The 16,596-nt window shown below is 74.1% G+C and carries 5 protein-coding genes; 1 reads left to right on the top strand and 4 read right to left on the bottom strand.

Annotated elements, in window-relative coordinates:
- Positions 1-79: 79 nt before the first annotated feature.
- Positions 80-1,300 (top strand): cytochrome P450, encoded by a 1,221-nt coding sequence (locus EV372_RS19335; protein WP_165436074.1) that lies wholly within the window; start codon positions 80-82, stop codon positions 1,298-1,300.
- Here EV372_RS19335 and EV372_RS19330 read toward each other — a convergent pair.
- The 4 genes from EV372_RS19330 to EV372_RS19315 are packed head-to-tail and all read right to left on the bottom strand — an operon-like array spanning position 1,290 to position 16,433.
- Positions 1,290-3,248, bottom strand: a complete 1,959-nt coding sequence (locus EV372_RS19330; RefSeq protein ID WP_130397119.1) for a Gfo/Idh/MocA family oxidoreductase — start codon at positions 3,246-3,248, stop codon at positions 1,290-1,292. The two genes, EV372_RS19335 and EV372_RS19330, sit on opposite strands and share 11 nt — an antisense overlap.
- Complete coding sequence (locus EV372_RS19325) at positions 3,245-4,390, bottom strand: NAD(P)H-binding protein (RefSeq protein WP_130397118.1); 1,146 nt, start codon at positions 4,388-4,390, stop codon at positions 3,245-3,247. The genes EV372_RS19330 and EV372_RS19325 overlap by 4 nt, the downstream gene beginning before the upstream one ends.
- The gene (locus EV372_RS19320; RefSeq protein ID WP_130397117.1) at positions 4,387-9,849 is read right to left on the bottom strand and encodes a non-ribosomal peptide synthetase; all 5,463 of its coding nucleotides are present in this window, start codon (positions 9,847-9,849) and stop codon (positions 4,387-4,389) included. Before EV372_RS19320 ends, EV372_RS19325 begins: the two co-directional genes overlap by 4 nt.
- Positions 9,846-16,433 carry an amino acid adenylation domain-containing protein gene (locus EV372_RS19315; RefSeq protein ID WP_486484401.1) on the bottom strand — a complete coding sequence of 2,196 codons (6,588 nt, stop codon included), beginning with the start codon at positions 16,431-16,433 and terminating at the stop codon, positions 9,846-9,848. Before EV372_RS19315 ends, EV372_RS19320 begins: the two co-directional genes overlap by 4 nt.
- Positions 16,434-16,596 lie beyond the last annotated feature (163 nt).

The raw sequence follows: 16,596 nt of genomic DNA, 5'->3' as shown, positions 1-16,596 counted from the left end.
TGAAGACCAGTCGGCTTCTCCCTTTCTCCGAAATTTTTCCTGCCGTTTTTGAACCCTGCACAGAAGGGCTGGTGTGCGTATGTCCGACGCCGACCGCGCGAGGCTTCCGGCTTTTCCCATGCCGCGCGAGTGCCCGTTCTCGGCACCGAGCGCCTACGCCGACCTGCGCGAACGGGGGCCCGTCGCCCAGGTGCGCCTACCCACCGGCCGCACGGCCTGGGTCGTCACCGGATACCAGGAGGTCCGCTCGGTACTCGCCGACCCCCGCGTGAGCGCGGACATCCGCCGCCCCGGTTTCCCCGCGCTGGTGGAGGGTGAACAGGAGGCCGGAACGAAGACGACGCCGTTCATCCGGATGGACCCGCCCGAGCACTCCCGGTTCCGCCGGATGCTGCTGGCGGAGATGACGGTGCGCAAGGCCCGGCGGATGCGCCGTGATATCCAGCGGATCGTCGACGACCGAATCGACGAATTGCTGGCCTACGGACCGCCGGCCGATCTGGTGACCCATTTCGCCCACGTGGTCTCCAGCACCGTCATGTGCGAACTGATCGGTCTGCGCCGCGGCGACCAGCTGTTTCGGCGCGTCACCGAGACCCTGGGCTCGCAGGTCTTCGGCGGGGGCGGCAGCACCGCCGAGGGCGCCAGCGAAGGCATCGGCGCGCTGGGCGCCGTGGTGGAGGACGCCGTGCGCGCCAAGGAGAGCGACCCCGGCGAGGACCTGCTGAGCCGACTGGTGCACGAGCGGCTGCGGTCGGGCGAGCTGACCCGGCAGGAGCTGGTGACCACGATCAGCATCCTGATCGTCGCGGGATGGGAGACCACCACCAACCAGATCGCGCTGAGCGTGCTCGCGCTGCTGCGACGTCCCGACCTGCTCGACCGGTTGCAGCGCGACCCCGCGGTGCTCCCGCAGGCGGTCGAGGAACTCCTGCGGGCGCTCTCCGTGGGCGACTCCATCGCGCTGCGCACGGCGACCGAGGACATCGAGGTCGGCGGGACCGTGATCCCCGCCGGCGACGGGATCATCCCGCTGCTGGCGGCGGCCGACCACGACCCCGCGGTGTTCCCCGACCCCGAGCGGATCGACTTCGACCGCACCGGCAGGACCCACGTGGCGTTCAGCTACGGGATCCACCAGTGCGTCGGCCAGAACATCGCCCGCCTCGAACTGGGCGTCGCCATCGGCACCCTGGTCGACCGGATGCCCGGGCTGCGGGCGGCCGAGCCGTTCGCGTCGGTCCGCTTCCGTCACGACGGAATCGCCTTCGGGCCCGAACGGGTACTCGTCACGTGGTGACCGAACCGTCCCCCCGCGCCGTGAGCGTACCCAGGTAGGGCACGCTCTCGGCGTGGGGCGCGGGCGGCGGGGTGAGGCGCAGACCGCACTCCCGGGCGAGTTGGGCGAGCTCCAGCGTGTACCAGCGGTACTGCTCCCGGACCTCGCGGACGGGCTCCTCCCCGCGGAAGACGCGCCACTCGGTGTCGAGGAGCATCCGGTCCGGGCCGTCCGGTTCCGCGGACATCCACCACTCGTAGCGCTGGTCTCCGAGTTCGGCGTGGCGCAGGAGCGTCGGACGGATGGTCGTGGGCTCGCGCATCCCCGTCAGCTCGACCACGATCGGGGCCCCGGGCGCCAGGCGCCGGGCCAGCCCCAGCAGCAGTTCGCGGCGGAGGTCGGGTTCGAGGTGGCCCAGCACACCGCAGACCACGACCCCGCTCAGCCGTTCGGGGAGGACTCCCGGCTCCAGCAGGCGCTCCGCGGCGTGGGGCAGGACGGTCACCCTCCGCGCGAGGTCGGGGTCGTCGCCGACCCGGGCCGTGAGCAGGGCGCGCATCCCCGCGGCGGGTTCGGTGGCGATCAGGCGGCAGTCGGGGTAGGCCCGCGCGACCTGCCGGGTGACCAGTCCGCTGCCCGCACCGATGTCCACCAGGGGTCCCGCGGCCGGATCGATCCCCGCAAGGCACGCGACGACCGCGGGTCCGGTGCGGGCGGTGTGCTCTCGCGCGCCGAGGTCGAAGAACTCGGCGGCCTCGTTGTAGTCCGACAGGTCCGCCGCGTGCGGGCGGGCCGGTTCACCGGCGGGGGCCGCGCGGGTCCCCCCGGCCCGGGGACCGGCGGACCCCGCCGTGTCCGGGGCACCGGGTCCCGCGAGCACGGCGGGAGCCAGGGGTTCGGGGTCGGCGGGACGGATCAGTTCCGGCGGCCCCAGACGCGCCATCAGGTCGCGCCAGACCGCGAAGACCGCGAGGTCGTGCTGGGCCGACCGGAGGGGGTCCCCGCCCTCGGCGATCGCCGAGGCGAAGCCGTCGAGTGCCTCGCCGATCGCGGCGGGCCACAGCTCCGAGAAGATGTCGGAGATCCGGGGCGCGGGGTCCACCCGGTCCAGGACCGCCGACGCGGGCAGTCGGAGCGCTTCGGCCCCGGCCCCGGGCGTGAACACCAGCCGGTGCCCGGCGTCGCGGGGGGAGTGCACCCGCGGGTGCCACAGCACGGGGCCGTGCGTGTCGGCCAGGGTCAGGACGCCCCCTTCGGTGCCCACCGCCACACGGTGCCAGAAGAGGGAGTGGTTGTCGCGGTCGCCGGGGTGGAGCTGGTTGTGCACCCGCAGCGTCAGCGGGGCGCCGGCGATGGCGCCGTGCAGCAGCCTCAACGGCGCCTCCCCGTTGGCGGCCGCGGCGACGTCCCCGGGCACCGGAGCCGGATCGCCCAGCCGCCAGGGGCGTGTGCCGCCCAAGGCCCGGGCCAGGATGTCCACCAGGGGGGCCAGGACGTGGACCGGGGCCGCGGCGTCGACGAACAGGACGCGCTGCCGCTTCCTCAGCCTGGCGGCCGCCTCGATGAAGCCGCGCACCGGGGCCACGTGCGGGTAGTGGGTGTTGACCTGGAACTGCCGTTTGGCGCGCCGTGCCGCGCGAAGGGACTCCGAGAGCTCGTCGGGGTGCAGCGGGTGCTCCTGGAGCACGTGCACCCCCCGGTCGAGCAGAGTGCGCGCGAGCTCCGAGCCCCGGCCTCCCATGACCGCGGCGGGAACCGCCACGAACGCGGCGTCGATGTCGTCCGGCAGCTCCTCCGGGGCGGTGTGGCAGGGCACTCCGTGCCGTTCGGCCAGTTCCCGGGAGTAGCGGCTGCCGGTGGAGAGGATCCCGGCCAGGGTGAACTCCGGGTGGCGCTGGACGGCGTCGATGTAGAGGCGGCCGAAGTTCGTGCCGCAGACGACGGCGCGCAGCGGCGTCCGGGGGCTCACAGGGCACCGTCCTCGACGGCGGCGTCCGCGTCCCCGGGGGCGGGCAGCGCGGCGGCGTGCTCGTGGACCGCGAACTCCGCGTCCCCGTTCGCGCTGAGCGCCGTCACCGTGGCTTGCGGGTCCATCACCTCGGCGGCGTAGTGCAGCCCCCTGCCGACGCGTCCGGCCAGGACGTCCAGGACCGCGAGCGCCGCGACCGCGCCGGTGAGCCGGTAGCTGCTCTCGCTGTACACGACGCAGGTACGGGCCCAGTCCCGCCCCGAGAGGCTGAACACCAGGCGGTAGTAGGGCACGCTCCCCGCGGCGTCGACCTCGGCGGCGCGCCGGATGCGCTCGGTCACCGCGGCCCGCTCCCCGGCGCTGCCCATGGGCAGCGTCGGCAGCGCGGTGAACAGTTCGCGCACCTGCGTTCCGGGGAAGACGTTGTACCAGTCGGCCTCGGCCAGGCCCATCCGCGCGGCCAGGCGCTCCACCTCGGCGGTCAGGAGCGGGTGCAGGGCGACCCGGTGGGGGAAGTAGGGGACTTCGGCTCCGTCGGCCACCCGCAGGACCCTGTCGGCGCGGCGGCCGTGTCGCCAGGCCGCCAGGGGGCGGCCGAAGCGCTCGCCGCCCGCCCCGCCGGTGTCCAGGGAGAGGACGATGTCGGCCGCCACGCTCTCGGTCGCGTGTTCCAGCCCGCCGGCGTAGCCGGTCATCCTGCGCGCCGGGCCCCTCGCGGGGTCGGCTCCGGCGAGCCAGGGGGGGATGAGGCCGGCCAGGCCGGGAACGGTCCCGGCCGACAGGACGACGCAGCGGTCCGGCCCGACCGCGCCCGACTCCGTCAGGGACTCGTGGACGGGGTCGTCCCCCAGGACGTCGACGACGTCGGCGCCCGCGCTCAGCCCGGCCCGGACGACGGTGTCCTTGAGCAGGTAGCTCGGCCCGGCGCAGTTGACCAGCAGCGTGCAGCCCTCGCTGAACCGGGCGAGCGAGGAGGGGTCCAGGGCGTCGACCGCGACGGTCTCGCTGCCCTCGGGCCAGGGGCCCGCGGGGACGGCGGAAGGACGCCGGGCGCCCAGGCGCAGCGGCCCGGCGCCGGCTTCGGCCAGGGCGGCGGCGGTGTGGCGGCCGACCGCGCCCGAGGCGCCGATGAGGCCGATCATGACGTCTTCCCTTCGATGATCTCGTGCAGGTGGTCGTCCACGGTGGGGACGTTCTGGCCCGTCATGCAGGTGAAGTGCTCGCCGGGAATGTCGCGGGTGCGCAGCTCGCCGAGGCAGATCCGCGCCCAGTGGTCGGCGATGGTGTCGGCGCTTCCCGGGAAGGGGTAGGCGCCGTTGTGCCGCAGGAAGGTGATGTCGCCCGCGTAGGGTTCGGCCCGGTGCCGGCTCAGCGCGAAGATGCTCTGCTGGTAGGTGCGCAGCGCCCGCAGCAGGCCCTCGGGCTGGTAGGTGTCGGCCAGCTCGGGCGGCAGCGCCTCGCACATGCGCTTCACCCGGGCCATCCTGGGCAGCTCCTCCAGAGCCTCGAAGGAGGCCCCGACATCGGCGAACTCCCCGTCCAGGTCGGCGATCGCGCCGTCCAGGACGGCCTCCGGGGAGCGTTCGAGCAGGGCGGAGACGGCCTCACCGACGCGGTCGGAGTCGTCGGGGAACCCGATGTGGGCCTGGTCCATGCCCATCATGAGCGAGAAGGAGTACTCGGAGAGCAGTTCGTCGTCGATACGGAAGGTCGGGCTGTGGCTGCTGATGACCGTGAGGCTCCGGACGGTGGCACCGGCCTCGGCGAGCCCACGGGCCACCTCGGTGGCGATGACCCCGCCCACGCAGTAGCCGACGACGTCCACCCGCGTGTGCCCGGCGTCGATCAGGGCGCGCACGTACTCGGCGGCCGTGCGGTCGATGAGCCCGTTCGGGTCGGCGTTGCGGAAGTCCTCGGGTGCCGGCAGCTCCAGGCCCACCAGCCCGTGTCCCGCGGTGGAACGGGCGCGCAGACGGGTCACCAGGGGCCGGTACGGCAGCAGGGTCCCCGTTCCGGCGTGCACGAGCACGGTCACCGGGGCGCCGGGCCGGGGCGCGATCAGCTCCACCAGCGGCGAGTTCTCGGCCTCCTCCTCCGCTTCGGGGGCGGAGAGTTCGCGCAGGTAGGCCGCCAGGCCCGCGACGGTCGGCCGGCGCAGCAGGTGGCGCAGGACGACCTCCCATTCGAGGTCCCATTCGTGCCCGGCCAACCCGTCGCGCAGCCGCCCGACGATCCGGGCCACCAGCAGCGAGTCCCCGCCCAGCGCGAAGAGGTCGTCGTCGCGTCCGATGCGCTCCGTTTCGAGCAGCTCGGCCCACAGGTCCGCCAGTGCGCGTTCGAGGTCGTCGCGGGGCGTCTGGTCACCGGCCTCCTCCGCGGAACCGGTTCCCAGCTGGAGCGACCTCCTCTCCAGCGCACCGCGGTCCAGCTTGCCGTTCTCCGTTCTCGGCAGGGCGTCGACGATCTCCCAGTGCGCGGGCACCGAGTACTCGGGGAGCAGCTCGTGGCTGCGGCGCGTCAGTGATTCCACCGCCACCGGGGCCTGGGTCGGTTTGGCCTGGACCAGGTACAGGTGCTGGCCGAAGGCCCGGGCCGTCTCGGGGTCCTCGGGGAACTCCGCGGCGATCCGGCGGCCGCCGTCGCCGAGCAGTTCCCGCCACTGTTCGTGGCGGAGGAAGGTCTGCTCCCGCTCCTGGCGGACGTCGGTGAACGGCCCCGCGTGCTCGGCCATGAACTCCGCGGAGACGCGGAGCGCGTAGTCGTCGTCATCGGTGTTGGCCAGCAGGAGCATCCACCCGCCCGGGGCCACCAGGGTGGAGAGCCGCTCCAGGGCGGCGTGCGCGTCGGGGAGGTTGTCCAGGACGCCGACGCAGACCAGGAGGTCGACGGAGTTGCGTGCCAGCCCCTGTTCGGCCGGGTCCTGCGCGGGGTCGAAGGCGGCGCAGCGCACCCGGGGGTCGTCGGAGAAGTCCCGCTCGAACGCGGAGCGGTTCTGGGCCGACCCGTCGGTCGCCAGGTAGTCGACCGGGTGGTCGGAGAGGGCGGACAGCAGGTCGGCGGCCACCCCGCCGCCGCGCAGCCCGACCTCCATGACCCGCAGCGGGTCCGAGGTGTCCCGGGTCCGGGCGATCTCGGCGGCCGCGGCGGCCAGGACCGAACGCAGTGCCGAGGAGCTCGCGTTCTCCGCGTAGGCGGCGGTCAGCGCCTGCGGATCGGCTCCGGAGAACGGCCGGGCCGCCTCCTCGCGGCCGGTGATCAGGTCGGACAGGCGCTCGGCGCTGGAACGCACCGTGGCGAACAGCTCGGTGCTCCACCCCGCCTTGCCCTCAAGCCGGGCGGCCTCGGCCCAGGCGCGGTCGGTGGCCTGCGGACCGGGGGCCCTCAGGCCGCTCAGCCTCCCCTGGGGCGTGCGCTCCAGGAGTCCGGCCTCGACGAGTCCGTTCAGCCAGCGCCGTACCAGCCGGTGGTGCGCGGGGGCCGCTCCCAGAGCGTCGCACACCTCCTCCGGCGAGTACGCGCCGCCGTCGGCGAACACCGGCGCGAGCGTGTCGGCGACGGAAGCCGCGGCCGCCTCGCTGAGCGCGGCACGGAACGCGGCGAGCCCCGCGGTGTCCACCCGCTGCCCGACCTCCCGGGCGGCGTTCCGGACGGCGGGGACCAGCGTCTCGGGGATGGGGAGGGGGGTGTCCAGACGGGCGGGTTCGACGAAGGCCGTCAGGCTCTGACCCGCGCCCGTGGGCGCGGTGCCGCGTCCGCCGGTGAGTACGACCGCGGCGGCGCCCACCTCCGGCAGCGACTCCACCGCCGCCTGGACGTCGCCGAGTTCGATCCGGTAACCGCGGATCTTGACCTGCTGGTCCTCGCGTCCGAGGAACTCGATCACCCCGTCGGGCCAGTAGCGGCCCATGTCACCGGTGCGGTAGAGGCGCTCACCGGTTTCCGGGTGCCGGATGAACCGGGCCTCGGTCCGCTCCCGGTCGCCGAAGTAGCCCTGGGCCAGTCCGACGCCTCCGATGTACAGCTCACCGACGACCAGGTCGGGGCAGGGGCGCAGCGCCGTGTCGAGGACGTGGAACGTCTGGTTGTCCATCGGCCTGCCGTAGGGGATGCTGCGCCAGGCGGGGTCGACCCGGTCGATCGGGTAGTGGATGGACCAGATGGAGGCCTCGGTGGCCCCGCCGAGGCTGTGCACCGCCATGTTCGGGGCCCAGGAGCGCACGGCCTCGGGCAGGGCGGTGGGGATCCAGTCCCCCGACAACAGCGCCACACGCAGGGACGGCAGGGGCGGGTCGTCGGCGCGCAGGTAGTCGTGCACCATCTGGAGCTGTCCCGGTACCGAGTTCCAGAAGGTGACCCGCCTGTTCCGGACGGTCTCGATCCACTCGGAGGGGTCGCCGCGACGCGCGGGGTCGGGCAGCACCACGGCCGCCCCCACCGCCAGGGGGCCGAAGATGTCGTAGACGGACAGGTCGAAGCCGAGCTGGGCCAGCGCGAGGACACGGTCGTCGGCGGTCACGCCGAACCTGCGGTTGACGTCGGTGATCGTGTTCAACGCCGCGGCGTGGCTGATCATGACGCCCTTGGGCGCGCCGGTCGAACCCGAGGTGTAGATGACGTAGGCCAGGTCGTCGGGGCCGGTGTCGGGCCGCGGCGCGGGACCGGGCACGGGAGGGAGGGCGTCGACGGCGACGGTCCTGCACCCCGGGGGCCACTCGCCCTCCTCGACCAGCCAGGACTGGGTCAGGACCACCGAGGTACCGGCATCGGCGAGGATCGCCCCGCGGCGCTGCGGCGGCTGCGTGGTGTCCAGGGGGAGGTAGGCGGCTCCCGCCAGCAGGGTGCCCAGGACACCGGCGACCTGCTCCCATCCCTTCTCCATCGTGATCGCGACGAGGTCGCCCGCGCCGACGCCGCTGGCGCCCAGCGCCCGTGCGACAGCCGTCGCGTGCGCGACCAGCTCACCGTAGGTCAGCGAGCGGTCCCGGTCCAGGACGGCGACGCGCTGGGGGTCGCGCTCGGCCGCCGCGAGGACCCCGTCCTGCAACAGGGCGCGCGGCACCGGAGCGGTGGTGTCGTTGACCCGCTCACGGACGGCGCGGGTGGCTTCGGGCAGCTCGATCCGGGCCGCCTCGTTCCAGGCGTCCGGATCCTCCGCGAGGCGGGTCATGAGGGCCGCGAAGGCGGCGAAGAGGTCGGCGGCGGTGTCACCGCCCAGGACCCCCTCACGGACGTCCCAGCTCAGGGCGAGTTCATCGGCGCGTTCCATGACCTGGCAGTCGAGCCAGACCTGGGGGGTCTGGGTCTGGGCGTGGCGGATCGCGGCCGCGGGGCGGCGGGCCGCCGCGGAGCCGAGCGTGCTGGTGAACACGACCGGCATGAGCACGGTGTCGCTGTCGCTGCGACGGGTGAGGTCGGCCAGGACCTGGCTCCCGGTGTACAGGGAGTGCTCCAGGTCCTCCAGCAGGGTGTCGCGCAGGGTGGCGGCCCGTTCGGCGAACGTCTGCGCGGGCCGCAGGTCCACGGCGAGGAGCTCGACGGAGGTGAAGTCCCCCACGAGGCGGTCGACGTCGGCGTGCAGGGGCAGGCGGGTGAAGGTGGGGACGTTGAGCGTGAAGCGGGGGCTGCGGCTCCAGCGGCCCAGCACCTCGGCGTAGGCGGCCATCGCGGCGGCGGAGGCGGTGACGCCCGCGCGGACGGCGTTGGCCTCGAAGGACGCGCGCTGCTCGGCGCTCAGCACCTCCTCGAAGCGCCGGAAGGCGCCGACCTGCCCGCCGTCCGCGGGCAGCGGCAGGTCGGGGGCGGGGGGCAGGGTGGGCAGCCGTCGGGTCCAGTAGTCGCGTGCCCGGTCGTACTCGCCGGTCAGGGTCTGGTTGCGGCGCGCCAGGACGTAGTCGCGGAACCCGATCTCCAGGGGCTCGCCCTCCCGGCCGAGGTAGGTGTCCTCCAGCTCGGACAGGACCAGCAGCAGGCTGGCGTAGTCGACGATGAGCTGGTCGATCGACAGGTGCAGGATCAGTTCGTCGTCGCAGCGCGTCATGCGCAGCTCGAACAGCGGCGGCACGTCGGTGGGGGGAACCCTGGAGGCCAGCTCACGACGCACCAGGTCCACACGCTCTTCGACCTCGGCGGGGGCGGCACCGCGCAGGTCGGCGGTCGGCACCGGCGTCTCCGGGATCGTTGGAAGCACCTCCTGGAAGCCGTCGGGGTGGACCACCGCGCGCAGCATGCCGTGGCGGCGCACCACGGACCACCAGGAGTCCTGGAGCCGTTGCGGGTCGGTGTCGGCCGGGAAGGAGAGTTCGACGTAGACGTGGCAGGCCACTCCGCCGTACCCGTACGCGCTGCCGCGGCCGACCAGGTAGGCGGCCTGGATGTCGGTCAGCGGGAAGGGGGTGTGGGCTTCCTGGGGATCGGGGGTGATCCGGGCGGCGCTGCGGCGCGCGGTCAGATGGGCGAGGACCTCGGCACGGTTCTCGCGCAGCAGGGCCTTGCGCTCCTCGGTCAGCACTCCCTTGGGGGCTCGGAACCGCAGGGCACCGCCGTCCTCCCAGAGCCGAATGCCGTCCTTCTCCATTTCGGAAACGATCTGATGGGCGTTCATAGGACTCCGCTTTCTTCGTCGTCGCGGGAGGCGAGCGCGTGGTCGACCTGTCGTGCCAGGTCGGCGAGGGTGGACGCGGTGAGGAACGAACGGACCGAGATCTCGACGCCGAACGCCTCGCCCGTGGTGGTGACCAGGCGCAGCGCGCTCAGGCTGTCGCCGCCGGCGGCGAAGAAGTCGGCGTAGCGGTGCTCGGCCCTCGTGCCCAGGATCTGGGTCCACAGGGCAGCGATCCGGATCTCGGTCTCCCCCGTGGGCGGGCCCGAGGCGGCGTGTTCCTCGGCGACGGCCGCTTCGGCCAGCGCGCCGCGGTCGACGGCGCCCGCGGCGGTCAGGGGCAGGCGGGGCAGCCGAGTGAACCGGGCCGGCACGGCGAAGGGGGGCAGCAGGTCGGCCAGGTGCCGGGAGAGGCCGTCCGCCTCCTGGCCGTCAGCGGTCACCACGAAGGCGTGGAGCCGCCGTTCCCGTCCCTCTCCCGCGGTGACCACCGCCGCGTGGACGACGTCCGGGTGGGATTCGACCGCGCTCTCGACGGCGCCGAGGTCGACGCGGCGACCGCTGAGCACGGCCTGCGGCTCGGGGCCGAGGAACTCGACCGTGCCGTCCGGCAGGTACCGGGCCCGGACACCCGCCGGGCGCAGGCGCCCGACCGGTTCGGACGCTCCAGGCGGGACCGGCCCGGACGGGTCGGCGGGACCGCCGATCCAGAGGTCGCCGATCACCTGGTCGGGGCATTCCCGGCCCACGGAGTCCAGGACGCGCAACCGGTGGCCCGGCAGAGGCGTCCCGGACGGCGCGGAGCGGTCCGCGCCCCCGTCGAGCTCGACGGCGCTCGCCCAGCCGGAGACACCGCGGCCGCCGTACAGCGCCACGAGCCTGCCTCCGCCACCGGTGGCCCCGCGCAGGCGCCCGGGCAGGCCGGTGCTCACCCGGTCACCCGAGACGAGCGCCAGGCGAAGGCCGCGCAGCGGCGTTCCCTCCCCGGTCGAGGCCGCCGCGATCAGCTCGTCCAGCAGCATCGGCGGGCCGTTCCACACCGTCGCGCCGTGCTCGGCGGCCAGCGCGACCGCGGTGTGCGCGTCGTCCGTCCCCCCGGCCCCGGGGCACACGAGTGCGCCGCCGACGCCGAGCGGACCGAACACGGTGAACGCGTCCACTCCGGCCGCCGGGGGGTCGACCGCGAGCACCCGGTCCCGCGCGTCGACGCCGAACCTCTCGCGCACCGCCGCGATCGTCGCCGCCGCCGACCGGTGCTCGACGAACTCGACGGCGGGGTCCGTGCCGCCTTGACCTGCTCCGACGGTGACGTAGGCCGGTGCTCCGGGATCGGCGGCGACCGCGCCCCGCAGGGGTTCGGCGGCGGCCAGGTCCCCGATGTCGGCCTGGTCCGGCCCCTCCGCGCGCCCGGGGCCGACGATCACGGTGCGGGCCCCGGCCGCCCGCTGGTCGGATTCGCGCCGGGAGCGGGGCGCCCCCGGGTCGGTCAGCAGGTAGGCCGCGCCGACGGAGAGCACTCCCAGGATCGCGGCGACCCGGTCGACTCCGGAGGGCAGGGCGACGGCGACGACGTCGCCGGGGCCCGCACCCCGCTCCGCCAGGCCGCCCGCGACCCGGGCCGCCCGCTCGGCGAGCCCGCCGTAGGTGAGGGGTTCGTGCTCCGGCGCTCCGAGTACGGCGGGAAGGTCCGGCCGCTCCTGTGCCCGGCGCAGGACCTCGCCGTGGAGGGTGCCCTCCGGGGCGGCGGGGGCGGCGCCCCGGGCGGAGAGCCGCAGGTCCGCCTGGGCGCGCGGCAGCACCGGCGGGGCGACCGTGTCCCAGTCGTTCTCGGCCAGCCAGGCCAGCATCGCGTTGTAGGCGTCGAACATGGCGTCGAGCACGCCGGGACGGAACAGCTCCTCGATGGCGTCCCAGGTGACCATGACACCGCCGTGGGACTCGGTGACCTGGTTGTCCAGAAGCACCTGCGGGGTCTGGGAGATGCCCCACACCTTCTCGGGGAAGCCGTCGGAGAGGTCCTTGACGGTGCGGTCGCCCACTCCGACGGAGCTGCTGAAGACCACGGGCATGGCCGCGTCGACCGCGCCGGTGCGCTTGGCGAGCTCCTGGAGCAGCCAGGTCACGGAGGCCTCGCGGTTGTCGAGGTCCTCGCTCATGACGCGCTGGAGGCGGTGGGCGGCCTCCGACCAGGGCTCCCCGGTGCGCGGCTCGTACCCGAGCAGGGAGACCGAGGTGAAGTCGCCCATGATCAGGTCGATGCGGGGGTGGACCGGCTGCCTGTTGAACAGGGTGAGGTTGACCGCCACGTCCGGGTGGTCGCTCCACGCCGACAGGACCTCGGCGTAGCAGGTGAGCAGGACGACCGACGGTGTCAGACCGTGTGCTCGGGCCTTGTCGGTGATCGCCTCCCACGACTCGGCGCGGACGGGGCGCTGGCGCCGGGTGAAGCGGGGGTGCTCGACGGTGGAGGGGTCTGCGACCAACGGGAGGGCGGGTGCCGGAGGCAGCGTCTGGAGCCGGCGCGTCCAGTGCTGGCGCGCGTGCTCGACCGAGTCGGGGTCGGGTTCGGAGTGCAGGACGTAGTCGCGGAAGGAGACGTCGATGGGCTCCAGCTCCGCCCCGGGGTCGCTGTAGAGCCGGTCGAGCTCCCCGTACAGGGCGATGATGGACGCGGCGTCGAGGACGATGTAGTCGAGACCGATCGCCAGGCGCGTGCGCGTCTCGCCGCCGCGGGGGTAGCGCACGGCACGCAGTTCGAACAGGGGCCACCGGGTCAGGTCGATGCTCAGGTGGGAGGCCTCTTCGCGCAGCCGGGCCAGGGCCTCCGCCGCCTCCGCCTCGGAGCCGACCTCCGTGACCGCCACCGTGGCCGGTGGCGCCTGCGGCAGGATGCGCTGCCTACCGTCCTCGTCGAAGACGGCGCGCAGCATCTCGTGCCGGTCCACCAGGGCCGCCCACACGCGTTCGAAGCGGTCGAGGTCGAAGTCGGCGCCGTCGAACTCGCTGTAGTGGTAGGTGCCCACGCCCCCGAGGGAGAGCCTGCTGTCGCGCCCGATCCAGAACGCCCTCTGGACGTCGGTCATCGGGAAGGGCTGGTGGCGGTTGGCCGGATCGCCCTCCCCCAGGACGACGTTGGCGGACGGTTCCTGCCGTGTGAGCGTGGCGGCGAAGTCGGCCAGCTCGGGCGAGGCGAACAGGTGCGCGACCCGCGCCCCGCCGACGCCCCGTTCCCGAAGAGCACCGATCATCCGGGTCGCCAGCAGCGAGTCGCCGCCCAGGGCGAAGAACCCGTCGTCGCGCCGGACGGCCTCGACGCCCAGGAGCCCGCCCCAGACCTCGGCCACCACGGTCTCGGCCCACCCCCGCGGGGAGCGGTCCTCGGGGAGGTCGCCTTCGGGCGCGCGGCCGGTCACGGCCGCCGTCAGCGCCTCGGCGCGCCGCCGGTCGAGCTTGCCGTTGGCGGTCAGGGGGAGCTCGTCCACCAGCACGGTCTGGGAGGGGACCATGTAGGAGGGGAGGTTGCGTTCCAGAACGGCGCGGAGCTCCGCCTCGGCCGCCGGGCCCGTCTTCCCGGCCGCCACCAGGGCGAGCCTGCGCGGTGTGCCCGTGATGAGCGCGACCGCGGCCGTGACCACCGCGCAGGAGGCGGCGGCCGCTTCGACCTCGCCCAGTTCGATGCGGTGTCCGCGGAGTTTCACCTGGTGGTCGGCGCGGCCGAGGAATTCCAGGACGCCGTCGGACCGGTAGCGCGCCCGGTCCCCGGTGCGGTACCACCGGCGGCCCCGGTCGGTCACGAACTTGTCGGCGGTGCGCTCGGGGTCGCCGCGGTAGCCGGTCGCCAGGCCCGCGCCGCTGACCCACAGCTCACCCGCCACCCAGTCGGGGCGGTCGCGGCCGCGGTGGTCCACGACCCGGGCGCGCATGTTGGGCAGTGGCCTCCCCCACGGGATCGAGGCCCACGAGGGATCGACCCGGTCGACCTCGAACACCGTGGAGTGCACGGCGGCCTCGGTCATCCCGCCCAGGGCGGTGAACCGGGCGCCCGGGACCAGGGCGCGCAGGCGCGCGGGCTGGTCGAGACCGACCCAGTCACCGCCGAGCAGCACGAACCGCAGCCGGTCGCCGAGGCCCCCGGGGCGTGACTCGGCGGCCGTCAGCACCATGTCGAGCAGAGCGGGCACGCAGTTCAGGAGCGTGACCCCGTGCTCGCGGATCATCGTGACCCAGTGGTGGGCGTCGCGGCGGGACTCGTCTCCCACGAGGACCACCGAACCTCCCGCGGACAGGGGGGCGAAGAGGTCGTAGACGGACATGTCGAAGTCCAGGTCCGCCAGTGCCAGGCCGCGGTCCCCCGGCCCCACGTCGAAGTGGTCGTTCAGCGCGGCGATGGTGTTCATGGCCGCCGCGTGCGCGACCTCCACGCCCTTGGGAACCCCGGTGGAACCAGAGGTGAAGATGACGTAGGCGGTCGTGTCGAGGGGCTGCCCGAGATCCGGGGGCGCGGGTGCGAACCGGTCCGCGTCCTCGATCCGCACGACCGGTGTCCCCTGTCGGCCGCCCCTCGCCGCGACGGTGAACCGGGCGGCGTGCGCGGAGTCGGTGAGTACGGCCGAGGCGTCGGCCGCGTCCAGGACGCGCGCCATCCGCTCCGCGGGCTGTTCCACCCCGACGGGGATGTAGGCGGCGCCCGCGCCCAGGACTCCGAGCACCGCGGCGACCTGTTCCACGCCGCGGGGCAGACTGACCACCACGGCCTCGCCCGGTACCACCCCCGCCTCCGACAGCAGCGCGCTGACACGGCCCGCGCGATCGGCGAGCGCGGCGTAGGTCACCGGTTCACCGGAGTCGGGGACCAGCGCGACGGCTGCGGGGTTCTCGCGTGCGGCGCGGAAGAAGCCCTCGTGCAGCCGTTCGGTCACGGCCGGCGCGTCCGTGGCGTTGGCCGCCTCGCGCACGCGCGCCTGGGCCTCGGGCAGGGGCGGATCGGCGGGCCTGTCCCACGCCGAGGCGTCGTCGACGAGGTCGTCGACGAGGTCGCGGTAGGCCGCGAACGCGGCTTCGGGGACGCCGGGCTCGAACGCACGGTGCCGCACGTCCCAGTTCAGGAGCAGCCCGCCGTCGAGTTCGGTCACCTGGGCGTCCAGCCAGACCTGGGGGCCCTGGGAGATGATCCACACCGGATCGCCGAAGGCGCTCCTGACCTCGGAGTCGTAGATCTCGCCCAGGCCCAGGGCGCTGGTGTAGACGACGGGGGCCAGGGCCGGCACGCCGTCGGAGGCGCGGGAGAGGTCCCGGAGCACCTCGACACCGGAGTAGGAACCGTGGGCGGCCGCCGTGCGCAGGCGGGTCTGTACGTGGCGAGCGGACTCGGCGAAGGTCCGCTCCTCGGTGAGGTCGACGTCGAGCAGGATCGAGCTGCTGAAGTCGCCGACGAGCGATTCGGCTCCCTCCAGGTCCAGGTCGCGGTGGAACAGCGGGAGGTTGAGCAGGAATCTCGGGGAGTCGCTCCAGGCCCCGAGGGCCTCGGCGAAGGCGGCCGCCAACGCGGCGGCGGGGGTGACCCCGTGGCCGCGTGCGGCGGCGATCAGCAGTTCCTTGCGCTCGGGGGCGAGCCAGTGGTGCAGTCGGGTGGTCGGGTGGAAGCGCGGCGAGGAGGAGTCCGGGTCGAGCGGGTCCACGACGGTGGGCAGGGACGGCGGGGCGCTCAGCGACTCCAGGCGCTCGCTCCACCAGGCGCGGTCCTCCTCGCGCTCCCTCGCCCGGGTGGTCTCGGCCGCGCTCAGGTAGGCGCGGTAGTCCAGGGGGATCTCCGCGAGGTCCGCGTCGGGGTCGGCGTAGAGCGTCTGGAGGTCGCGCAGCAGCACCCGCATGCTCGCGGCGTCGGCCGCCAGCATGTCGAGGTCGATGTGCAACCGGGTGGCGCCGCCGGGGCGGAGCGTCAGCGCGAGGTCGAAGACCTCGCCCCGCTCGACGTCCATCCGCCGGTGGGTGTAGTACTCGCGCAGCTCGGCCAGCTCCCGGTCGACCCGCTCGGCCGTCTCCTCGCGCAGGTCGCGCACGGTCAGCGCGGGCTCCGGCTGGCGGTCCAGGACGCGCTGGCGGCCGTCGTCGAGCACGGTCACGCGCAGCATTCCGTGGCGGCGGCGCAGCGCCGTCACCGCGGCCTCAAGGCGTGCCGCGTCGACTCCCGAACCGTCGAGCTCGGCGTAGAAGTGCGCGCCGACCCCGCCGAGGGGCTGGCCCGGCTGGCGCCCGATCCAGTAGGCGTGCTGCATGGCGGCGAGCGGGAAGGGGCCGCCGGGGTCCCGCTCCTCGGAGCCGGACTCCCGGGCCGGAGCGGTCGGCGCCAGGAGCTGCCGCCAGCCGCGCAGGGTCGCCGCTTCCGCGAGTTCGTCGAAGCCGACCCCCAAGCCGGCGCGCCGCCACCGCGAGGCCAGGCGCATCAGGGCGATGGAGTCCAGGCCGAGCTCGAACAGGTCGTCGTCCGGGCCGACCTCCTCCGGGGGGATGTCCACCAGCGCGGCGACCGCGGCGCGCAGCTCCTCTTCCGTCGTGGGCACCGTTGGCGGATCGGCTGGCAGCGACACGCGTGATCGTCTCCTTGACTCGCGGCGGGCTTGGGGGGCCGACCTGGATCCGGCGGGGACCGGGGGCCGATGGTTCGCTTGAAAACGAAAACCGTTATCTTTTTTATCCTAAGCCCCACACGGAGCGCGATCCCCCCTATGTGTGGCATAGAACGCAAAAGGA

It is taken from the genome of Nocardiopsis sp. CNZ308 (assembly GCF_004217075.1).
This window is presented reverse-complemented; position numbering and strand designations above follow the sequence as displayed.

Excerpts from the sequence above, each read along its gene's own strand:
- EV372_RS19335 (WP_165436074.1), top strand. The coding sequence starts at position 80 with ATGTCCGACGCCGACCGCGCGAGGCTTCCGGCTTTTCCCATGCCGCGC.
- EV372_RS19325 (WP_130397118.1), bottom strand. The coding sequence starts at position 4,390 with ATGATCGGCCTCATCGGCGCCTCGGGCGCGGTCGGCCGCCACACCGCC.
- EV372_RS19320 (WP_130397117.1), bottom strand. The coding sequence starts at position 9,849 with ATGAACGCCCATCAGATCGTTTCCGAAATGGAGAAGGACGGCATTCGG.